This window comes from Flagellimonas taeanensis, from assembly GCF_003584105.1.
In the GTDB taxonomy this organism is placed as follows: domain Bacteria; phylum Bacteroidota; class Bacteroidia; order Flavobacteriales; family Flavobacteriaceae; genus Flagellimonas; species Flagellimonas taeanensis.
In genome coordinates this window covers 145,513-165,560 of sequence record NZ_QXFO01000005.1, presented here as the reverse complement: position 1 = coordinate 165,560, position 20,048 = coordinate 145,513, and the positions used below count along the sequence as shown (strand labels likewise).

The following is a 20,048-nucleotide window of genomic DNA, read 5'->3' as shown; positions in this document are numbered from 1 at the left end:
TTTATCTATGTAACAGCTCTTGTTATACTTTTTCTACTTGCATATAGCTGAGCTCCAATGGTGTCTTTCTTCCGAAAATCTTCACCATCACTTCCAGCTTACGCTTTTCTTCATTGATTTTTTCAACGGTTCCATTGAATCCATTGAAAGGTCCATCAATAACCTTGACCGTTTCACCCAACACAAATGGAATGGATACATTGTCCGTGTTTACGGCCAGTTCATCCACTTTTCCTAGCATACGGTTCACCTCTGATTTTCTCAAAGGCACGGGATCACCTCCTTTGGTTTCTCCCAAAAAGCCGATCACATTGGTAATGGAACGGATAATGTGCACCATTTCACCACCCAAATTGGCCTTGATCATGATATAGCCCGGAAAGTAAACCCTCTCCTTGTTGATCTTCTTTCCGTTTCTGATCTGTACGACTTTTTCGGTAGGCACAAGAACTTCATCAAGGTAATCGCCAAAACCATTACGCTCTACCTCTGTTTCAATATAGCCCTTGATCTTGTTTTCCTGACCACTGACCGCTCTTACCACATACCATTTTTTCTCCAGAACCTCAGACATACCGATCGTTATCCTATTAATTTTTCAAAATACAATCTGATCAACTTACTGAACAGGGAATCCACTCCCCACGTTGCCAATGCGAACAAAATTGAAAAAACTGCCACGATGACCATTAGGTTGGAGGCTTTGCCTTTTTCCAACCAAGTAACGTTGTTCTTTAGCTCCTCGAAAGATTCTTTTATGTAAGTGATCATAATCTTCTTTGAATTATCTTGCATGTTTTGGCCTTGCTCAGCACAGACCAGAGAGAGACTTTCAATCCTCATCATGCTTTTTTCTTTGCACGGGAGGAGAGACTCGAACTCCCGACACCTGGTTTTGGAGACCAGTGCTCTACCAACTGAGCTACACCCGTTTATATTTACACTGAAAGGTATCCCGATGGCTCAGGACACCCTTTAGTGCAATATTTTTATATATGATTAATCTAGAATCTCGGTAACCTGACCAGCTCCTACTGTTCTACCACCCTCACGGATAGCGAAACGTAGACCTACGTTCAACGCGATTGGCTGGATCAAATCAACAGTGATTGTCAAGTTGTCACCTGGCATAACCATTTCAACTCCATCAGGAAGGTTGATGTTTCCTGTTACGTCAGTTGTACGAACGTAGAACTGAGGACGGTAGTTGTTATGGAATGGAGTGTGGCGACCACCTTCTTCTTTCTTAAGGATATAGACCTCAGCTTTGAATTTGGCGTGTGGCTTAACGGAACCTGGCTTACAGATTACCATACCTCTTTTGATATCGGATTTTTCGATACCTCTCAAAAGAAGACCAACGTTGTCACCAGCTTCACCTCTGTCCAAAATCTTACGGAACATCTCAACACCAGTGATAGTGGAAGTCAATTTCTCAGCTCCCATACCAATGATCTCTACTGGGTCACCTGTGTTGGCAACACCTGTTTCGATACGACCTGTTGCAACAGTACCACGACCTGTGATAGTGAACACGTCTTCGATAGGCATCAAGAAAGGCTTATCAACATCCCTTTCAGGAAGTTCAATCCAGCTGTCAACAGCATCCATCAACTGCATTACAGTATCCACCCATTTTTGCTCACCGTTCAAGGCACCAAGTGCAGAACCAGCGATAACGGGACCGTTGTCACCATCGTACTCGTAGAAAGAAAGCAATTCCCTTACTTCCATCTCAACAAGCTCCAAAAGCTCCTCATCGTCCACCATGTCAACTTTGTTCAAGAAAACAACGATACGTGGAATACCTACCTGACGACCCAAAAGGATGTGCTCACGGGTTTGTGGCATAGGACCATCGGTTGCAGCAACAACCAAGATGGCACCGTCCATCTGAGCAGCACCGGTAACCATGTTCTTTACGTAATCCGCGTGACCAGGACAGTCAACGTGGGCGTAGTGACGGTTAGCAGTTTGATACTCAACATGTGAAGTATTGATAGTAATACCTCTTTCTTTCTCCTCTGGCGCATTGTCGATGGAGTCAAAGCTTCTCATCTCAGAAAGACCTGCGTTCGCCAATACGGTTGTAATAGCGGCAGTCAATGTAGTTTTACCGTGATCCACGTGTCCAATGGTACCAATATTTAAGTGGGGTTTGGAACGATCGAAAGTTTCCTTTGCCATTTTAAAATAATTTAATTCTTAGTTTATATTAGTGTACAAATCGTTTTGAGCCAATGAGGGGATTTGAACCCCTGACCTCTTCCTTACCAAGGAAACGCTCTACCCCTGAGCTACACCGGCCTATGGGTTAATCAGGTTTAGAGTTTAAAGTCACAAGCAAGCTCGCAAAAACTTCAACCTTCTTCTTGAAACCAAAGTTTCAAATCTAGAGCGGGAGACCGGGTTCGAACCGGCGACATTCAGCTTGGAAGGCTGACGCTCTACCAACTGAGCTACTCCCGCATTTTTTTTGGGGCCTTCCCCAAAATTTTCAATATTTCAAAAAAGCGTCCCTTTCACCAATTGTTCCGGGAACAATTTCTGTGGGGAGAGCAGGATTCGAACCTGCGAAGGTGAAAACCAACAGATTTACAGTCTGTCCTCGTTGGCCGCTTGAGTATCTCCCCGCCTTATTTTCAGTAACTTACGAGCCGATAGAGGGATTCGAACCCACGACCCCGAGATTACAAATCACGTGCTCTAGCCAACTGAGCTATATCGGCATTTTGTACCTCTTTCGGTCACAAAAAAAGTCCGCTATTTCTAACGGACTGCAAATGTAGAGATATTTTTTTTTAATCAAAATAAAATTTTAAAAATTTTGATCAAGCCTTCGCCCTTAATTTCTCCTTTCGTTTCACCAATTGTCTTTCCAATGAACTGCAGGCCGAATCCACCGCTTCTTCAAAGGTCTTGCACTGTTTTTTCACCATAAATTTATCCCTGGGCACGGAAACCATGATTTCCACTATCTTATTCTCTTTCGTACTGGTGTTGTCCACTTTTAAGAAAACATCCGAATCAATGACCCTGTCATAGAACAATTCCATCTTATCCATTCTTTTTTGGATAAAGTCGATGAGCTTACCATCAGCTACAAAATTTACCGATTGTGCATTTACCTTCATAGGACTTAGTTTTTAGTGCTGCAAGTAGCAGCGGTGTTAAACAAATACAAGAAAAATCTATTTCTTGTTTCTGGGATGGGCCTTTTGATGAACTTTCTTAAGTTCGGCAATGCTATTGTGTGTGTACACCTGAGTGGATGCCAAACTTGAATGGCCCAATAATTCCTTGACCGAATTCAAATCAGCCCCCCTGTTGAGCAAGTGTGTTGCAAAGGTATGCCGCAGTATGTGCGGGCTCTTTTTTACCTTGGGGGACACTAAACTAAAATACTTATTTATAATGCGATAAACAAGTGTTTCATAAATTTTAAGACCGTTTTCTGTTAAAAAAAGATAAAGTGCCCCAGCCCCGTTTTCCACCTCGGAACGTCGCTCCAAATAGCCTTTGATGAGCTCTACAGAAGAAGGCAAAAGCGGAAGGATACGCTCCTTGTTCCTTTTGCCCAAAACTTTTAGGGTACCCCTGTTCAGGTCCACATCGCCCACCTTAAGATTCACCATTTCCGCCCTTCGCATTCCAGAGGTGTACAGTAGTTCTATGATGAGTTTGTCCCGTGTCCCCTCAAAGTCATCCGGAAAGGGTATTTCGGAAAGAATAGTGTCCATTTCGCGCTCGGAGAACGGCACCTCCACCTTCTTCTCGGTCTTGAGCGCCCTGTGCTTCGCCAAAGGTGAAACGGTAATCTGCCCTACCTTCATCAAAAATTTGTAGTAGGCTTGCAGGGAAGATATTTTTCTGTTGATGCTCCTATTGGACATTCCACCATTGGACAGGGAAACGATCCAGTTTCGGACCAGCGGGTATCCCACATTGGTTATGGAAGATATGTCGTGGTGTTCCTCACAAAAAGTGGAAAATTCCCCGATATCACGCTCATAGGCCTTTATGGTATGGGGCGAGTAGTTCTTCTCCAGTTTGAGATACGATATGAAAGCAGGTACGGACATATCCCAAAAATAGCGAAATCCGGCAGGCCTGGGATATAAAACAAAAAAATCCCGTTCCAATTATGGAACGGGATCGTATATATTGTTCAGCTGAACCCTATACTTCTTCTTGGTCCCTTAGACCTTGAATATACTGCGCTTTCTGAATTTGAGCTCTACGCTCTACAGAAGGCTTGGTGAACTGCTGCCTGCTTCGCAACTGGCGCATGGTTCCTGTCTTGTCAAACTTTCGCTTGAAACGCTTCAGGGCTCTATCGATGTTTTCTCCTTCTTTAACTGGTATTATCAACATGGGCTACAACCTCCTTTCTTTTAGAATTTTGGAGTGCAAATATACATTTATTAATTTTTCCCGTGCAAAAATTACTTGAGAATATTTCTTGAAATCACCAGTTTTTGGATCTCGGTGGTCCCTTCCCCTATGGTACAGAGTTTTGAATCGCGGTAAAACTTTTCAACGGGAAAGTCTTTGGTGTATCCGTATCCCCCATGGATCTGAACAGCCTCATTGGCCACTTTCACACAAACTTCCGAAGCATACATTTTGGACATGGCGCTCAATTTGGTCATGGGCCTTCCCTCGTTCTTAAGGAAAGCGGCCTTGTGCAACAGTAGCTCCGATGCCTCTATTTCTGTGGCCATATCCGCCAATTTGAAGGAAATACCTTGGAACTCACATATCGGCTTTCCAAACTGCACCCGTTCCTTGGAATATTTCAAGGCGGCTTCGTATGCCCCTTTGGCAATACCCAGCGAAAGGGCCCCTATCGAAATCCGGCCGCCGTCCAACACTTTCATGGACTGTACAAAGCCATCGCCCACTTCGCCCAAACGGTTGGCATCGGGAATCCTACAATCGGAAAAGATGAGTTCTGCTGTTTCACTGGCCCTCATGCCCAGTTTGTTTTCTTTTTTTCCGCTCGTAAAGCCCGGCGTACCTTTTTCCACGGCAAAGGCAGTCATTCCATGACTGTCCCCCTTCTCCCCTGTTCTGGCAATCACCACGGCGATATCCCCGCTCTTGCCATGGGTAATGAAGTTTTTGGCACCGTTCAGCACCCAATCATCCCCATCCTTCACCGCGGTGGTGTTCATCCCTCCTGCATCCGATCCCGTATTGTGTTCGGTAAGCCCCCAGGCACCGATCCATTCGGCAGTGGCCAATTTAGGGATCCAACGATGCTTTTGCTCCTCATTGCCAAACGATAGGATATGGTTGGTGCAAAGCGAATTGTGCGCCGCCACGGAAAGCCCAATGGAGGGGTCCACTTTTGAGATTTCCTCCAAAATGGCAATATATTCATGGTAGCCCAGTCCAGAACCTCCCAGTTCTTCAGGGACCAGGACACCCATAAAACCAAACTCCCCGGCCTTTTTGAAAACTTCAACAGGAAAGGTCTGTGCCTCGTCCCACTCCATCACATGGGGAAGAATGTATTGTTGGGCAAAATCCCGTGCAGATTCAGCTACCATTTTTTGGGTCTCTGAATAATCAAAGTTCATCATGGATATAGTTTCCGTAACCATTCGTGCAATTTTATAGGGTCAAATATAGCTTAATTCTATCAATCCTTTCCTTTGGAAACGTCTTAACGTTCGCTAATTCGTTCAATGTTGAAAAGGCTCCATTGGCCTCCCTATGCGATACAATTTCCCTTGCCAGGTCTCGATTGATGTACAGCAAAGTTGAAAGTTGCTGTGCTGATGCTGTATTGATATTGATTTTTGCAATATTTGGTGGATGGAGCACCCGAAAGCTGACCAATGCTCTTTTTACGACTTCCGAATCCAGCCCATACACATCGTAGAGTTGTTCGTTCACCAAAACCCCCCCAAGCTTGTCCCTAAAATTGATGATCCTGTCCGATAGTTTTTCCCCGATGCCGTTCACCCGCATCAATTCTTCCTTGGTGGCGAGGTTCAGGTCTTTCGGAACAACGCCCTCCTTAGTTTGCACAAATGGCCCTGATGGCTTTACAGCTTCCTTTTGTCGCCATACCGGAAATTTAAAATATGGGGAGATGGTTTCCAAAAGGGAATCGGAGATCTGGGTCACTTCCTGAAAGTCCGATACGGAATTCACATACTTTCCCTGTTTCCGGAAAGCGACCAATCTGTCCAGTTCGTCTGTGGAGAGTCCAAGCACATACCCTCTATAATCCGTAATGTAGTTAGGATTGAACTGGGCCAGTTTCAAAGTGTCACCTGAAGTGACTTTTTTCAAACTGTCCAATTTGGCCAAGGCCACGGTATCCTCGGTAAATTTTGGCCTGCCTCCAAAAGGTTTTGCCTGTACAACATAATAAACTCCCTGCAGTAGCACGACAAGGAGCAACAAAAAGAAAATCCCACTCCGTTCCTGTTTGTTGAACCTGAAGTGGGATGGTCTTATCATTATTCTAAACCAATGCTTAGCTCTTCGCTTTTTTGAAAAGCTGGTTGGATTTCAATTTTTGCAAATAACCGTCGAGATCTTTTCTCACCTCACCGGACATGATGTACAATCCTATGATATTCGGAAAGGACATGGCCAAGATCATCATATCGGAAAAATCCAATACGGCCCCCAAACTTACAGAAGCTCCCACGACCACAAATACCAAGAACAGCATTTTGTATAGCATTTCAGAGCGCTTGCTCTTCCCAAAAAGATAGGTCCATGCCCTCATTCCGTAGTAGGACCAGGAAATCATGGTAGAGAAGGCAAAAAGGAAAACTGCCAAGGCCAATATATATGGGAACCAAGAAATCTGGCTTCCAAAGGCATCGGATGTCAACTGGGCCCCTGCCATTCCCTCAACTTCATGCATACCGGTAAAGATCAATACCAATGCCGTTAGCGTACACACGACAACAGTATCTATAAAAGGCTCCAACAAGGCCACAAAACCTTCTGAAGGCGGGTTGTTGGTCTTGGCCGTACTGTGGGCGATGGCAGCGGAACCGACCCCTGCCTCATTGGAAAAGGCCGCCCTTTGGAAACCGATGACCAATACCCCCAAAATACCACCTTTTAGCGCAGAAGGACTGAACGCCCCATCAAAAATGGCGGAAAAGGCCGGGCCAATGTTCTGTATGTTCATGATGATAACGGCAAGGGCCGCCACAATGTATATCGATGCCATGATAGGCACTATCTTGCCCGTTACCTTGGCAATGCTGCTGATCCCACCGATGATGACCACTCCGACCAAAATTGCGGTGACCACCCCAAACCAGAATCCGTTGCCCGCCAACATGGGGAACTGTCCTGCCAATTGCTCAAAGGATTGGTTGGCCTGGAACATGTTCCCTCCCCCAAAGGAGGCACCGATGGCCAGCACGGCAAAAACACCTGCCAACACCTTTCCAAAGCCTTTCATGTTTCTTTTTTCGAGACCGTAACGCAAATAGTTCATCGGGCCACCGAACACACGACCATCGGGCAATATGTCACGGTACTTGACCCCAAGCGTACACTCCACAAACTTGGAGGACATACCCAGCAATCCACAAACGATCATCCAAAAAGTGGCCCCTGCACCCCCTAGTGAGACTGCAACGGCAACCCCTGCGATGTTTCCAAGACCCACGGTGCCAGAAACGGCAGTGGCCAAAGCTTGGAAGTGGGTCACTTGCCCAGGTGCATCCGGGTCATCATATTTTCCTTTGGCCAAATCAATGGAGTGCCTAAACCCACGAATGTTGATAAAGCCCATACGAATGGTGAAGAACAAAGCTCCCAACACCAACCAGATCACAATAAATGGGATACCTTTTATAATAGGATCTCCATTGGGATGAACCATGGCGATAGGCTCATCATACTCCACTTCCGCAAAGTAGTGCGCGCCTTGCTCGATGACATGCTCTTGGTTCTCGGAATTGTATATCACTTTTCCCTCCTTCACTTTGTGACGGAGTTTTCCTTTCGCTGTTGCCTTGATGGTAATATCGCCGTTCTTGTCACTGGTGATGATGGCAATATCGTCCCCGACCGCAACATTTTGCCCATCGGTCTTCAGCCATTGCTTCATCACAAACTTGTCCTGGGTCTCATTGCTCCAATCGGGGACCCCGATCAACTTGACATCTGCATAAGCCACGGGATCATAGACTCCGATGGCCGCAAAAGGGTCCCAAAAAAGAACAGACCCCAAAGCGCTTACTGCCGGGGTCATGGTTCCATTAAAAATTTCTGTGATTGACTCTGTCTTGATCTCAAATTCCTTTGTCACGGAATTTCCGGCCGCATCGGTCACCACAACACTATATGGTATTCCTTCCACAAGGCCCTGCGCCCTTTTTGAGGTCAGCGGTGTACTTTGGTTGCTCCATTTATAGGTGTAGGGCTCAACCCCTCCGCTCACTTCAAGTTCAATGGCCCCATCATTAATGTTCGGGGATACGTTGTAGGTTTTGCCATCAACGGTCAACTCCTGTGAAAAGCCCATGGATAGGGCAAAAAATGACATTAGAGTAAGAAAATACTTCATATGTTGGTATTAGTTAGTTTTTGGTATGGTAAAGGCAGCAATATCCAAAAAAAAATCAACGCTATCAAATTTTATGTTTTTTTAACTACGCTATGTGGAAAATTTTGTATTGGCACCAAAAATGAGATGTCATTTCCATTCAACATAGCCACATATGATGCAATCACCTTGATTCATTCAAGAAGTTACATTGGTTTTCAATAGCGTTACAGATCAAAAACAGAAGTGCGCTTTGTATAGATCAAATCCTTGATGCGGAGCCAAAAGGCGATGAAAAGATAGAGTGCAAAACCAAAGCCCAGGGTCACAAAGGTCAGATAGATGAAACTGGTACGCACTACCCTGGCGCGGATTCCCAATCGCTCGGCTATGCGCCTGCAGACCTCGAAGCCCCTTTTCTGGAAATAATAGAGGGTGTTATAGAACAAAGACATACTCAAAATTAGACATTTCTGTTCAATAATTGGGTGCCCAAACTGCACTGCAGGCATTTATTCTTTGCACAATAGTTCGTGTATAGTTCCAATTGGGCCTGGCTTTCCAGAGCATTTTTGGCTTTTGTCCCCAATCGCTCAAAATTTGCAATGATGGAATTGCTCTCTTTTTCCACTTCCGATACCAAGGAGAGCAACTCTTCGTTCCAGTCTTTACCCAATTGTTTGCCATAGCAGAACTTGAGCGGCACAAGGGTATTGATGACCAAAAGGTCGATGAACTTTTTCGAAAGCTTCTTTGCGCTTTTCCGCGAGGTCTTGCCAAAGGTAAAGTGGTCATGCCAATAGGGACTGGCCCCCACATCAAAAATATGGTAGATATCCTTTAGGGAGCGATTGGCCATCAACTCCGAGAATAGGCCCTGCCTGCCATGGTACAGATTGGTCAATTGTGAAATTCTAAGGGTCGGAAAATTGTGCGGCCGGAGACCAAAAAACTCGGGTTTCCCAGTACGTATGGGCAGATCGTACTTTCTGGAGAGATAATCGTATTCCTTTTTGAGCTGCAGGTAATATACATCCGTACAATCCTTTTCATCCAGAAGCCCAAAATGCCCGAACAACAAGCTTTCCAACTGAAAAGGTTCGTTGCTGGTCTTCCTTACAATGGAAAAATCCAATTGCTGTGCCCGTTCCAAAAAGTAGGATCCGTTCACCTTGGATCCAAAATTCTTGGCCAACAATACAAAAAGGACCGCTTCCCAGTCATTGTTCGACCTTTTCAACAGGTCGAGTATGAGACCTGATTTGTGCTCCAACCGTTCGATGTACAATCGGTGAAACCAACTCTCGACCAAAAAAGGGTCGATTGCCCCAAAGTCCTTTTCACAATTGATGAAGCTGGGTTTGGAGTTTTCCAAAAGGCCCTTGTAAGCCACCAAAAGTTGCTCCGGCACATATTGCTTCACCTCCAAGGCTGGAATCTGGGAACCGTCCTTCCTAAAAATAGCAACGTCATCTTCCCAAACTACATGGAGGATGACGCTGTCATAATTTTCATCCGTCTCATGGTGGTGCGCATACCAATCGGATGATTTGATGTGCATTTCCACATTGCCTGCCCAGAGTTGGCCATTGATCTCCACTTGGGCATTGAAAAAGTCGGGGCCTGCGTAGGGATTTTGGGTTCCTGCGGCCTTTATCACCACATTCCCATTGCTCCCAGCGCATAGCCCATTCTTTGGAAGCTTGTTGTGCCTCCAAATAAAATGTAGTAGGTCTTCTCGCATCGATTTGGGATGAATGGAGGTCTACTCTGCCACTTCGCCTTCCCAGTTCATAAAGCCGCCTTCCAGGTTATATGCATTTTCTATTCCTATACTGTTCATGATGGCACAGGCCTGCCCACTTCGGTTACCCGATCTGCAATACACATAATAGTTCTTGGTCTTGTCCAGTTTTTCCAGTTCGTCCAGAAACTCCTGCCCCAAATAGATATCTATATTGGTAGCTCCGGGGATATACCCTTCTTCCACTTCCTCTGGGGTACGCACATCCAATATGAAGGCGTTATCATCATTTTCGAGCTGCTCCGCCCATTCTTCTTGTGATAGATCTGACATAGTATTCTGTTTTTATCTCCTGCAAAAATAAAAATCCGGAGCGTTACTCCGGATTTCCATGTGTTTTATTTTAGCACAGTCTCCTTACTTGATTCCACATCCGATGGCCTTCGTGGTACTTGGATCTATTTCTTTTCCCGCCAACATGGCATCCACCGCGTTTTCCACAAACTTGTCCTTGACCTGCGATGCATCTTGGTAATTGTCATCAATGGCCCCGATGTAACGCACCACATTTCCTTTTGCGGTTTTTTCCAGCAAGAATACGTGAGGGGTCCTGGTGGCCCCGTATTGCGGATATACTTTTTGTCCTTCATCATAAAGGTAGGGGTAAGTAAATCCCTTTTCCTTGGCCCTTTCCTTCATTTCCGCAAATCCATCTCCTGATTTACTATTTGGGTTAATGGCAATGACCGGAACACCTCGGGACTTGTATTTGCGGTCCAATGCTATGATACGATCTTCATAGGCCTTCGCATATGGGCAGGTATTGCAAGTGAAAATGACCAAAAATCCCTTGGCATTGGCATAGTCGGACAAAGACACCATTTTGCCATCCACATTTTTAAGCGAAAAATCGGAAGCAACATCTCCGATTTCATACCCATCACCCACAAGATCTTCTTTTGCGACACTGATTCCCATGGCAAAAGATGCTCCAAAAATGAGCAGTAATACCAAAAAACCTAGTATTCGTTTTGTTTTCATAGTCTTTATTTTGTGAATTTGTTCAACGCTTCGTTCAGTTCCTCATACGTAAAGCCCTTTTCAAAAAACTGCCGCTTATCCTTATTATATATTAAGGTAGCGGGAATACCCCCTCCCCACTCTTTGTCCACTTTGGGGATCCATTCATTTTGTTTGGGATTGTCCAAGATCACCACTTCCGATTGTATCTTTTTATTCTTTACATAAGGTTCCAATCGGGATTTCCACATATGCGGCATATCAAGGCTTACGAGTATCACTTTGACCTTATTTTCCTTTTGCTCCTCCCTGATGCGCTCAAAATGGGGAAGTTCCTCCAAGCAAGGCTTACACCATGTCGCCCAAAAATTGATGATGTAGGTCTGGTCATCTTCTTTGTGGAGGAGCGGTTCCAGGCCCTCAAAATCATAGATGGGAAAAGCGACTTTTTCTTCATTTTGGGATTCCACGGCAACTTCTTGGTTGTCAGCCATATCTTTTGGCTTTTTACCATCACCACAACCCAATGCCAAGGAAGCCATCAAAAACAAAATCAATAACCTATTCATTTACTGCGATTTACACCCATAAAGTTAACCAATGGACTATCCCTTTGATTCCTTTTAACAAAATTTTATCTGTTAAAAGCTAGGTTGAAATCAAAAGATCGACATACATTTGTATATACAAATATTGTTTGTACATGAAAGTGGAGGAAATTATTAAGACGAGTCAAAAGTTGCCTTTGGAAAGCCGGACCCTAATTCATATGACCTTGGTCCAAAACAAAAACAACGAAGCCTTTGCCAATGCCTTGAAGCCTTATGGGATTTCAATGCAACAGTTCAATGTGCTCCGAATCCTAAGAGGACAACAGGGGAAACCTGCCAACTTGAGCACCCTTAACGAACGTATGGTGACCAAAATGAGCAATACGACACGTTTGGTGGACAAACTTTTGGCCAAAGGATATGTGGACCGGTCGGTTTGCCCATCGAACCGGCGAAAGGTGGAAATCATCATCACGCAATCCGGTCTGGAGTCACTTTCAAAAATGGACAAGGCTGTTGCTGAAGCCGAAAAGAATGTTGTAAAAAATTTCAGCAAAGAGGAATTGGAACAATTAAATCACCTATTGGATAAATTTTAAATATAATGAACAGCGTAATTGAACATAGAACCTGGCGCTATGCCACCAAACAATTCGATCCGTCTAAAAAAGTATCGGACCAAGACTTGGAAACCCTGTTGGAAGCCACTCGATTGAGCGCTTCTTCCTACGGATTGCAACCCTATCACATTTTTGTGATCTCCGATCAGGAGACCAAGGAAAAATTGAAACCTGTTTCTTGGAACCAATCCCAGATCACTGATGCATCTCACCTGATTGTTTTTGCCAATGCATCAGATTTTGGCGAGGAATTGGTGGATGATTTTATCGAAAACACCAGCACCACCAGAAGTATTCCCTCTGAAAACCTTAAGGGATACTCCGATTTCATGAAATCCAAATTGGTGTCGCTCCCCAGCGAGACCAAAAGCAATTGGACTGCCAAGCAGGCCTATCTTGCCTTTGGCAATTTGATGCAGGCGGCCGCAGAATTAAAAATTGACACATGCCCCATGGAAGGTTTTGAAGCGGATAAGTACAACGAAATTTTAGGCCTCACCGAGAAGAACTTGAATGCTACCGTGGTGCTTACTATTGGCTACCGTTCAGAGGAAGATGCCACCCAACATCTACCCAAAGTGAGAAAATCGACAGAAGAATTATTTACCCTTATATAAATCAATAACAATTAAAAACAGAAATTTTAAAACAATCATGAAAAAGACAATCTTAAGTTTAGCCCTAGTTACCCTTTTTGGAGCTTCTGCAGTTGCAAACCCGATCAAAAAAGAAACCAAAGAAGTGAAGACTTCCGAAAGCAACGTAACCTGGAAGGGCTACAAAGTTGGGGGTTCCCACACAGGAACTATTTCCCTAAAATCAGGTGCCCTAGAGTTTGATGGTGAAAAATTGGTAGGTGGTGAATTCGTGGTGGATATGACCAGCATCAACACTACTGACTTGGAAGGCGATTACAAAAACAAGTTGGATGGCCACTTGGGTTCTGACGACTTTTTTGGCATCGAAAAACACCCCACTGCCAAATTGGTGTTCACTAAAGTGAAAGCTACCGGCAAAAACTCGTATGCAGTTACCGGCGACCTTACCATTAAAGGCACAACCAAACCTGTAACTTTTGATGTATCCGTTTACGGTGACAAGGCCACAGCCTCTTTGAAAGTGGACAGGACCAACTATGATGTAAAATACGGTTCCGGAATCATTGGTACCGCCAAGGACAAATTGATCTATGACGAGTTTGATTTGGTAGTTGACCTACAGATGTAGCCAGCCCATGTTTAGTGTGTGAAAATCCCGTTCAGGAAATTCTTGGGCGGGATTTTTGATTTTACACAAAACAATGTTTGCCCGTTAAAAATTCCTCCCTATATTTGAGGCAATGAATACTAGAACAGCAAATAATTGGTGGTGGAACAACTTACTTCAAACGTCGTGAGCTAAGTCCCCATTATAACCATACAAGAGGCTTGTCATCACGACAAGCCTTTTTCTTTTTTAGGACAAAATGAAATATACTTTAGAAACACATTACAAAAAAATCTTGGCGGACACCATCACCCCGGTGAGTGTCTACCTTAAGGTAAGGGACAAGTTCCCGAACAGCATTTTGCTGGAAAGTAGCGATTATCATGCCAATGACAACAGTTTCTCGTACATCTGCTGCAATCCCATTGCCTATATCAAAGTGGAGAACGAGACCATTACCCAACAATTTCCCGATGGTAAAAAAGTAGAGACCCCCATTGGTTCTGAAACGGATGTGACCGAAGTCATCCACAACTTTGCCAAACAGTTTTCGGTGACCCAAAACGGTTTCAAGTTCATCAACAATGGCCTGTTTGGCTATATGGCCTATGATGCGGTACGGTATTTTGAAGACATCGAGATTTCAAAAAAAGACGATTCCGTAAGCATACCCGATATCTATTATGCAGTGTACAAGAACATCATTGCCATCAACCATTTTAAGAACGAAGCCTATCTTTTTGCCCATTGCTATGATTCAGAAAGTAATGTGGATGAAATTGAGCAGCTTTTCAACATACGCACCTTTTCCTCTTACAATTTTAACAAGGATGGGGAGCCCAAATCCAATCTAAAGGATGAAGAGTATATGGACCATGTGGAACTCGCCAAAAAACATTGCCAACGTGGGGATGTATTTCAATTGGTTTTATCAAGGAGGTTCACGCAAAAATTCAAGGGGGATGAATTCAATGTATACCGTGCCCTACGTTCCATCAACCCCTCCCCTTACCTCTTCTATTTTGATTATGGCAACTTTAAAATATTTGGTAGCTCGCCCGAGGCACAATTGATCGTGAAGAATGGCAAAGCCGAGATCCATCCCATTGCCGGCACCTACAAACGTACCGGGAATGATGAAAAGGATGCCGAGCTCGCCAAACAATTGGCCCAAGACGATAAGGAGAACAGCGAACATGTGATGCTGGTAGATCTGGCCCGAAACGACCTCAGCCGAAATGGAAATACCGTCAATGTGGAAACCTATCGTGAAGTGCAATACTTCTCGCACGTCATCCATTTGGTATCCAAGGTCACCGGGCAAAAAAAGAAGGACATCAGCACCATGAAAGTGGTGGCCGATACTTTCCCGGCAGGAACTTTGAGCGGCGCACCCAAGCACATGGCCATGCAACTCATTGAAAAATATGAAAAAACCAGTAGATCCTATTATGGTGGGGCCATCGGGTTCATGGATTTTGAAGGCAACTTTAACCACGCCATCATGATCCGTACCTTTTTGAGTAAAAACCATGAACTGCACTATCAGGCAGGAGCCGGGTTGGTTGCCGCATCTAACGCCGAAGACGAGCTACAAGAAACCTATAACAAACTGGGCGCTTTGAACAAAGCCCTTGAAATTGCCGAAACAATCTAACCATGGGAAGGAAGATTTTAATGATAGACAATTACGATAGCTTCACCTACAATTTGGTGCACTATCTGGAGGATTTGGATTGCGAGGTCACCGTAAAACGGAACGATCAGCTTACGTTGGATGAAGTGGAACCGTTCCAATACATTGTGTTGTCCCCCGGCCCAGGTATTCCAGATGAGGCAGGTCTTTTGAAGGACATCATCAGAACCTATGCCCCTACCAAAAGAATTTTTGGCGTCTGCCTAGGACTGCAGGCCATCGGTGAAGTGTTTGGTGGCACCTTGATAAACCTGGACAAAGTATATCACGGTGTTTCAACTACCATCACGGTGACGAAAGACGACCCCATTTTCAAGGGAATGCCAAAAAACCTTCAGGTGGGAAGATACCATTCCTGGGTGGTAGATCCCAACGTTCCCGAAGTACTGGAAATCACCTCGGTGGATGAAAACGGGCAGATCATGTCGCTTCGACATAAGGAATATGATGTGACCGCAGTACAGTTTCACCCTGAATCTGTTTTGACCCCAGAAGGAAAACAAATGCTTAAAAATTGGTTGAATAGCTAGTAATATGTGATTCCTGCAGTACCCTGAGCGTAGCCGAAGGGAAAGCAGGAATCCAAATAAACCTAATTGAATAAAAGACTCCACATCATGCTTCGACTCCGGTCAGCATCCATGTGGAATGACAAAATACTGAAATGAAAGAGACTTTAAACAAACTGATCAATCACGAAATATTGCCCAAGGAAGAGGCCAAACAGGTATTGGTAAACATTGCCAAAGGGGATTACAATACCTCCCAGATTGCTGCATTCCTTACCGTGTATATGATGCGGAGCATCACCATTGAAGAGTTGGAAGGATTCCGCGACGCCCTTTTGGACCTTTGCTTGGCTGTGAACCTATCGGATTACGACCCCATCGATCTCTGCGGAACCGGGGGTGATGGCAAAGATACCTTCAACATTTCCACTTTGGCCTCTTTTGTAACGGCCGGAGCAGGAATTCCCGTCACCAAACACGGCAACTACGGAGTTTCTTCCAAATGTGGAAGTAGCAATGTCATGGAATTTTTGGGCATCAAATTTAGTAATGATGCCGATTTCCTGAAAAAGTCCATCGAGGAAGCAGGTATTTGTGTGCTGCACGCACCCCTCTTCCACCCTGCCATGAAGAACGTAGGCCCTATAAGAAAGGAACTGGCGGTAAAGACCTTTTTTAATATGTTGGGGCCCATGGTGAACCCCGCTTTTCCAAAAAACCAGATGGTAGGTGTTTTCAATCTGGAATTGGCACGGATGTATGGCTACCTTTATCAAAATACCGATAAAAAATTCACAGTACTCCATGCCTTGGATGGTTATGATGAAATTTCCTTGACGGGAGACACGAAGACCATCTCCAATAATTCAGAGGCCATGTTGACCCCAGCGGATTTTGGGGTAGAAAAAGTAACCCAAGAAGAGATTACAGGTGGAGAGGACATTTCCGAATCTGCCCAAATCTTTATGAACGTACTACAAGGAAGAGGCACCGAGGCCCAGAACAATGTGGTCTGTGCCAATGCAGGCATTGCCATTGCCACCGTGAAGGGGATTACGCCAAAAGAAGGATTTGAAAAGGCCAAAGAATCACTATTGGGCGGAAAAGGATTGGAGGCGTTGAAAAAGTTGCAAAAATTGAGTGAAAATTAGTGCCATCTCGAGCGCAGTCGAGAGAATTTAATAGATTCTTCACTTCGTTCAGAATGACTAAAATATGATGCTGAAGTTTCCTGAGCAGAGTTGAAGGAAGACAATAATCCAAAAAGAGATTCTTCACTTCGTTCAGAATGACAAAGTAAAAAAAGACGTCATGCTGAACTCGTTTCAGCATCTCATTATCATAAAAAATAAATGAACATATTAGATAAAATAGTTGCCGACAAACGCAAAGAGGTCGATTTGAAAAAATCCTTGATCACCCTTCCCCAATTGGAAGCTTCGGTGATGATGGAACGTACTTCAGTTTCCTTGGCTGCCTCCCTGCGGAAAAGTAATACGGGCATTATTGCCGAGCACAAAAGGCGTTCCCCATCCAAATCGGTCATAAACCAAAACCTGAACGTGCAGGATGTGGCCAAGGGCTATGCCGACGCTGGCGTTTGTGGCATTTCTGTATTAACGGATGGAAAATATTTCGGTGGTTCGTTGGATGATTTGGTTCTGGCGCGGGCATCCGTGAACATTCCACTTTTGCGGAAAGAATTCATCATAGATGAGTACCAGATTGTGGAAGCCAGGGCTTATGGAGCCGATGTGATTTTGTTGATTGCGGCCATTTTATCTCGAGAGGAGATTAAAACGTTTTCTGAAACCGCCAAAAGTATGGGATTGGATGTTTTGTTGGAAGTCCACAACGAAGAGGAACTCCATAAATCCATCATGCCCAGTCTGGATATGTTGGGCGTGAACAACAGAAACCTGAAAACCTTCGAGGTAAGTTTGGATACCAGTAAAACCCTATCGGAACAGATTCCAGATGACTTTGTAAAAGTGTCCGAAAGTGGTATCAGTTCCATTGAAGCCATTCAGGGGTTAAGAGAATTTGGGTACAAAGGCTTTTTGATCGGCGAGAATTTCATGAAAACAGATAATCCTGGCGTCGGTGCCAAAGCATTTATTAATGAATTAAATAAATGATGTCATTTCGAAATGAGCGAAGCGATTGAGAAATCTAAATGAAGATTTCTCACATTCGTTCGAAATGACCAGCAAGGAAAAATAATGTTATTTCGAAATGTAAGATTGAGCGCAGTCGAAATCTAAGTGAGAAATAACCAAGAAGAATAAAATGAAACTAAAAGTTTGTGGCATGAACCAAAACCCCATAGAGGTGGCACAACTGCACCCCGACTACCTGGGTTTCATTTTCTGGGAGCCTTCCTCACGGTATTTTGGGGGAGACATGCCCACGTTCCCGAAATCCATTAAAAAAGTAGGGGTGTTCGTGGATGCTTCCGTGGAAGAGGTTATGGTAAAAGTTGCACATCATCATTTAGATGCGGTTCAACTTCATGGCAAGGAAAGTGTTGAATATTGCAGCAATCTTCGTCATGCTGAACTCGTTTCAGCATCTCAAAAGGATGGGACCCCGAAACAAGTTCGGGGTGACGGGTTGGAAATCATCAAAGTCTTTTCCATTAAGGATGATTTTGATTTTTCAATATTGAAGAATTACGAATCCGTTTGCGATTATTTTCTTTTCGACACCAAGGGAAGACTGCCCGGTGGCAACGGATACACTTTTGATTGGTCCGTTTTGGAACGCTATCCCTCCACCAAACCTTTTTTTTTAAGTGGGGGAATCGGATTGGATTCTGTGGATAAATTGAAAGCATTTTTGAACAGTCCGGCTTCACAATATTGCTTCGCCATAGATGTGAACAGCAAATTAGAAATCGAGCCCGGACTAAAAGACATACCGTCATTGAAAACATTCATCAATGAACTCACTGACGACTTACAACTTAAAACTGACAACTGATTATGAGCTATCACGCTGATGAAAGAGGCTATTACGGGGAATTTGGAGGGGCATTCATCCCTGAAATGTTGTATCCCAATTGTGAGGAACTACGGCAAAACTATCTCCAGATTATGGCCGAACCTTCCTTTCAGGAAGAATTCCATCAATTGCTGAAGGATTATGTGGGCCGGCCAACGCCCTTATATTTTGCGGAACGCCTATCCAGAAAGTATAACACCAAGATTTACCTGAAACGGGAAGATCTTTGCCATACCGGTGCGCACAAAGTCAACAATACCATCGGACAGATCTTAATGGCAAAAAGGTTGGGCAAACACCGTATCATTGCCGAGACCGGTGCAGGTCAGCATGGGGTGGCCACAGCAACCGTTTGTGCCCTCATGGGTATTGAGTGCGTGGTGTATATGGGTGAAATAGACATTGCCCGTCAGGCCCCCAATGTGGCCCGAATGAAAATGTTGGGCGCTGAGGTACGGCCTGCCACTTCGGGCAGTAAAACACTTAAGGATGCCACCAACGAGGCCATCCGTGATTGGATCAATAACCCTGTAGATACCCATTACATTATCGGTTCGGTCGTGGGGCCACACCCGTATCCTGATATGGTGGCCCGATTTCAATCGGTCATTTCTGAAGAGGTAAAATCCCAATTGTTGGAAAAAGAGGGCCGTGAAAACCCGGATTTTGTGGTGGCTTGTGTAGGGGGTGGCAGTAATGCCGCCGGAGCTTTCTATCATTTTCTGGATACTCCCGAAGTGGGCATCATTGCCGTGGAAGCGGCAGGAAAAGGCATCCATTCCGGGGAAAGTGCCGCTACTTCTGCCTTGGGCAAAGTAGGCATCATCCACGGGAGCAAAACGCTGTTGATGCAGACCCCGGACGGACAGATCACGGAACCCTACTCCATTTCCGCGGGATTGGATTACCCCGGTGTAGGACCCTTGCATGCCCATTTATACACTTCGGGTCGCGGGGAATTCATTTCCATTACGGATGATGAAGCCATGAAAGCCGGATTGGATCTGTGTAAATTGGAGGGTATCATTCCAGCTATTGAGTCCTCACACGCCTTGGCCATTTTTAAAGATCGGAAGTTTAAGGAAAATGATGTGGTGGTGGTGAACCTTTCAGGCCGTGGGGATAAGGATTTACAGAATTATATCGATTATTTTAATTTATAA

23 protein-coding genes and 5 tRNA genes are annotated in these 20,048 nt (G+C 44.6%); 9 read left to right on the top strand and 19 right to left on the bottom strand.

Annotated features, from left to right (window positions below):
* Positions 1-22 precede the first annotated feature (22 nt).
* From nusG to D2V93_RS00810, 19 genes are all read right to left on the bottom strand, one after another.
* Positions 23-574, bottom strand: coding sequence for a transcription termination/antitermination protein NusG (gene nusG, locus D2V93_RS00905; RefSeq protein ID WP_072879619.1), 552 nt, complete (start codon positions 572-574; stop codon positions 23-25).
* 8 nt (positions 575-582) lie between these two features.
* A complete protein-coding gene (gene secE, locus D2V93_RS00900) occupies positions 583-771 on the bottom strand; it encodes a preprotein translocase subunit SecE (protein WP_151891081.1) in 189 nt (62 codons plus the stop codon).
* Positions 772-859: 88 nt separating this feature from the next.
* Positions 860-932, bottom strand: a tRNA-Trp gene (locus D2V93_RS00895).
* Between the two features lie 67 nt (positions 933-999).
* On the bottom strand, positions 1,000-2,187 hold the full coding sequence (gene tuf / locus D2V93_RS00890) for an elongation factor Tu (RefSeq protein ID WP_072879615.1): 1,188 nt from the start codon (positions 2,185-2,187) through the stop codon (positions 1,000-1,002).
* A gap of 48 nt (positions 2,188-2,235) precedes the next feature.
* A tRNA-Thr gene (locus D2V93_RS00885) sits at positions 2,236-2,307 on the bottom strand.
* An 89-nt stretch (positions 2,308-2,396) separates the two neighbouring features.
* Positions 2,397-2,469 (bottom strand) — tRNA-Gly (locus tag D2V93_RS00880).
* Positions 2,470-2,550: 81 nt separating this feature from the next.
* Positions 2,551-2,633: transfer RNA gene (locus D2V93_RS00875), tRNA-Tyr, on the bottom strand.
* A gap of 22 nt (positions 2,634-2,655) precedes the next feature.
* A tRNA-Thr gene (locus tag D2V93_RS00870) sits at positions 2,656-2,729 on the bottom strand.
* Between the two features lie 102 nt (positions 2,730-2,831).
* Positions 2,832-3,134, bottom strand: a complete 303-nt coding sequence (gene hpf, locus D2V93_RS00865; protein WP_072879613.1) for a ribosome hibernation-promoting factor, HPF/YfiA family — start codon at positions 3,132-3,134, stop codon at positions 2,832-2,834.
* A gap of 57 nt (positions 3,135-3,191) precedes the next feature.
* Positions 3,192-4,082, bottom strand: a complete 891-nt coding sequence (locus D2V93_RS00860; protein WP_072879611.1) for a tyrosine-type recombinase/integrase — start codon at positions 4,080-4,082, stop codon at positions 3,192-3,194.
* A 97-nt stretch (positions 4,083-4,179) separates the two neighbouring features.
* Positions 4,180-4,374 (bottom strand): 30S ribosomal protein S21, encoded by a 195-nt coding sequence (gene rpsU, locus D2V93_RS00855; protein ID WP_072879609.1) that lies wholly within the window; start codon positions 4,372-4,374, stop codon positions 4,180-4,182.
* 71 nt (positions 4,375-4,445) lie between these two features.
* Positions 4,446-5,585: an acyl-CoA dehydrogenase family protein gene (locus D2V93_RS00850; RefSeq protein ID WP_119618013.1), complete on the bottom strand. Its 1,140-nt coding sequence runs from the start codon at positions 5,583-5,585 to the stop codon at positions 4,446-4,448.
* A 34-nt stretch (positions 5,586-5,619) separates the two neighbouring features.
* Positions 5,620-6,477, bottom strand: a complete 858-nt coding sequence (locus D2V93_RS00845) for a ComEA family DNA-binding protein (RefSeq protein ID WP_119618001.1) — start codon at positions 6,475-6,477, stop codon at positions 5,620-5,622.
* A gap of 16 nt (positions 6,478-6,493) precedes the next feature.
* The gene (locus D2V93_RS00840) at positions 6,494-8,557 is read right to left on the bottom strand and encodes an amino acid carrier protein (protein WP_072879604.1); all 2,064 of its coding nucleotides are present in this window, start codon (positions 8,555-8,557) and stop codon (positions 6,494-6,496) included.
* Between the two features lie 206 nt (positions 8,558-8,763).
* Complete coding sequence (locus tag D2V93_RS00830; RefSeq protein ID WP_014033469.1) at positions 8,764-8,991, bottom strand: PspC domain-containing protein; 228 nt, start codon at positions 8,989-8,991, stop codon at positions 8,764-8,766.
* Positions 8,992-8,999: 8 nt separating this feature from the next.
* Positions 9,000-10,280 carry a DUF2851 family protein gene (locus D2V93_RS00825; RefSeq protein WP_119617999.1) on the bottom strand — a complete coding sequence of 427 codons (1,281 nt, stop codon included), beginning with the start codon at positions 10,278-10,280 and terminating at the stop codon, positions 9,000-9,002.
* Between the two features lie 21 nt (positions 10,281-10,301).
* A complete protein-coding gene (locus D2V93_RS00820) occupies positions 10,302-10,613 on the bottom strand; it encodes a rhodanese-like domain-containing protein (protein ID WP_119617998.1) in 312 nt (103 codons plus the stop codon).
* An 84-nt stretch (positions 10,614-10,697) separates the two neighbouring features.
* A complete protein-coding gene (locus D2V93_RS00815) occupies positions 10,698-11,321 on the bottom strand; it encodes a thioredoxin family protein (protein ID WP_119617997.1) in 624 nt (207 codons plus the stop codon).
* Positions 11,322-11,326: 5 nt separating this feature from the next.
* Positions 11,327-11,869, bottom strand: a complete 543-nt coding sequence (locus D2V93_RS00810) for a TlpA disulfide reductase family protein (RefSeq protein ID WP_119617996.1) — start codon at positions 11,867-11,869, stop codon at positions 11,327-11,329.
* Positions 11,870-12,003: 134 nt separating this feature from the next.
* On the opposite strand from D2V93_RS00810, the gene D2V93_RS00805 reads away from it, so the two are divergent.
* From D2V93_RS00805 to trpB, 9 genes are all read left to right on the top strand, one after another.
* Positions 12,004-12,450 (top strand): MarR family winged helix-turn-helix transcriptional regulator, encoded by a 447-nt coding sequence (locus D2V93_RS00805; RefSeq protein ID WP_072879593.1) that lies wholly within the window; start codon positions 12,004-12,006, stop codon positions 12,448-12,450.
* A gap of 5 nt (positions 12,451-12,455) precedes the next feature.
* A complete protein-coding gene (locus D2V93_RS00800; protein ID WP_119617995.1) occupies positions 12,456-13,088 on the top strand; it encodes an NAD(P)H-dependent oxidoreductase in 633 nt (210 codons plus the stop codon).
* Between the two features lie 37 nt (positions 13,089-13,125).
* On the top strand, positions 13,126-13,698 hold the full coding sequence (locus D2V93_RS00795; protein ID WP_119617994.1) for a YceI family protein: 573 nt from the start codon (positions 13,126-13,128) through the stop codon (positions 13,696-13,698).
* 238 nt (positions 13,699-13,936) lie between these two features.
* Positions 13,937-15,334 (top strand): anthranilate synthase component I family protein, encoded by a 1,398-nt coding sequence (locus tag D2V93_RS00790; RefSeq protein WP_119617993.1) that lies wholly within the window; start codon positions 13,937-13,939, stop codon positions 15,332-15,334.
* Positions 15,335-15,336: 2 nt separating this feature from the next.
* Positions 15,337-15,903 carry an anthranilate synthase component II gene (locus tag D2V93_RS00785; protein WP_119617992.1) on the top strand — a complete coding sequence of 189 codons (567 nt, stop codon included), beginning with the start codon at positions 15,337-15,339 and terminating at the stop codon, positions 15,901-15,903.
* Positions 15,904-16,037: 134 nt separating this feature from the next.
* The gene (gene trpD, locus D2V93_RS00780; protein WP_119617991.1) at positions 16,038-17,033 is read left to right on the top strand and encodes an anthranilate phosphoribosyltransferase; all 996 of its coding nucleotides are present in this window, start codon (positions 16,038-16,040) and stop codon (positions 17,031-17,033) included.
* A gap of 201 nt (positions 17,034-17,234) precedes the next feature.
* Positions 17,235-18,020, top strand: a complete 786-nt coding sequence (trpC, locus tag D2V93_RS00775; RefSeq protein WP_119617990.1) for an indole-3-glycerol phosphate synthase TrpC — start codon at positions 17,235-17,237, stop codon at positions 18,018-18,020.
* Between the two features lie 151 nt (positions 18,021-18,171).
* Positions 18,172-18,864, top strand: coding sequence for a phosphoribosylanthranilate isomerase (locus D2V93_RS00770; protein WP_119617989.1), 693 nt, complete (start codon positions 18,172-18,174; stop codon positions 18,862-18,864).
* A gap of 2 nt (positions 18,865-18,866) precedes the next feature.
* Positions 18,867-20,048: a tryptophan synthase subunit beta gene (gene trpB, locus D2V93_RS00765; protein ID WP_119617988.1), complete on the top strand. Its 1,182-nt coding sequence runs from the start codon at positions 18,867-18,869 to the stop codon at positions 20,046-20,048.

Bases quoted from the DNA above. Each gene is read 5' to 3' on its own strand.
- nusG (WP_072879619.1), bottom strand. From the start codon at position 574: ATGTCTGAGGTTCTGGAGAAAAAATGGTATGTGGTAAGAGCGGTCAGT.
- secE (WP_151891081.1), bottom strand. From the start codon at position 771: ATGATCACTTACATAAAAGAATCTTTCGAGGAGCTAAAGAACAACGTT.
- tuf (WP_072879615.1), bottom strand. From the start codon at position 2,187: ATGGCAAAGGAAACTTTCGATCGTTCCAAACCCCACTTAAATATTGGT.
- hpf (WP_072879613.1), bottom strand. From the start codon at position 3,134: ATGAAGGTAAATGCACAATCGGTAAATTTTGTAGCTGATGGTAAGCTC.
- D2V93_RS00860 (WP_072879611.1), bottom strand. From the start codon at position 4,082: ATGTCCGTACCTGCTTTCATATCGTATCTCAAACTGGAGAAGAACTAC.
- rpsU (WP_072879609.1), bottom strand. From the start codon at position 4,374: ATGTTGATAATACCAGTTAAAGAAGGAGAAAACATCGATAGAGCCCTG.
- D2V93_RS00850 (WP_119618013.1), bottom strand. From the start codon at position 5,585: ATGAACTTTGATTATTCAGAGACCCAAAAAATGGTAGCTGAATCTGCA.
- D2V93_RS00845 (WP_119618001.1), bottom strand. From the start codon at position 6,477: ATGATAAGACCATCCCACTTCAGGTTCAACAAACAGGAACGGAGTGGG.
- D2V93_RS00840 (WP_072879604.1), bottom strand. From the start codon at position 8,557: ATGAAGTATTTTCTTACTCTAATGTCATTTTTTGCCCTATCCATGGGC.
- D2V93_RS00830 (WP_014033469.1), bottom strand. From the start codon at position 8,991: ATGTCTTTGTTCTATAACACCCTCTATTATTTCCAGAAAAGGGGCTTC.
- D2V93_RS00825 (WP_119617999.1), bottom strand. From the start codon at position 10,280: ATGCGAGAAGACCTACTACATTTTATTTGGAGGCACAACAAGCTTCCA.
- D2V93_RS00820 (WP_119617998.1), bottom strand. From the start codon at position 10,613: ATGTCAGATCTATCACAAGAAGAATGGGCGGAGCAGCTCGAAAATGAT.
- D2V93_RS00815 (WP_119617997.1), bottom strand. From the start codon at position 11,321: ATGAAAACAAAACGAATACTAGGTTTTTTGGTATTACTGCTCATTTTT.
- D2V93_RS00810 (WP_119617996.1), bottom strand. From the start codon at position 11,869: ATGAATAGGTTATTGATTTTGTTTTTGATGGCTTCCTTGGCATTGGGT.
- D2V93_RS00805 (WP_072879593.1), top strand. From the start codon at position 12,004: ATGAAAGTGGAGGAAATTATTAAGACGAGTCAAAAGTTGCCTTTGGAA.
- D2V93_RS00800 (WP_119617995.1), top strand. From the start codon at position 12,456: ATGAACAGCGTAATTGAACATAGAACCTGGCGCTATGCCACCAAACAA.
- D2V93_RS00795 (WP_119617994.1), top strand. From the start codon at position 13,126: ATGAAAAAGACAATCTTAAGTTTAGCCCTAGTTACCCTTTTTGGAGCT.
- D2V93_RS00790 (WP_119617993.1), top strand. From the start codon at position 13,937: ATGAAATATACTTTAGAAACACATTACAAAAAAATCTTGGCGGACACC.
- D2V93_RS00785 (WP_119617992.1), top strand. From the start codon at position 15,337: ATGGGAAGGAAGATTTTAATGATAGACAATTACGATAGCTTCACCTAC.
- trpD (WP_119617991.1), top strand. From the start codon at position 16,038: ATGAAAGAGACTTTAAACAAACTGATCAATCACGAAATATTGCCCAAG.
- trpC (WP_119617990.1), top strand. From the start codon at position 17,235: ATGAACATATTAGATAAAATAGTTGCCGACAAACGCAAAGAGGTCGAT.
- D2V93_RS00770 (WP_119617989.1), top strand. From the start codon at position 18,172: ATGAAACTAAAAGTTTGTGGCATGAACCAAAACCCCATAGAGGTGGCA.
- trpB (WP_119617988.1), top strand. From the start codon at position 18,867: ATGAGCTATCACGCTGATGAAAGAGGCTATTACGGGGAATTTGGAGGG.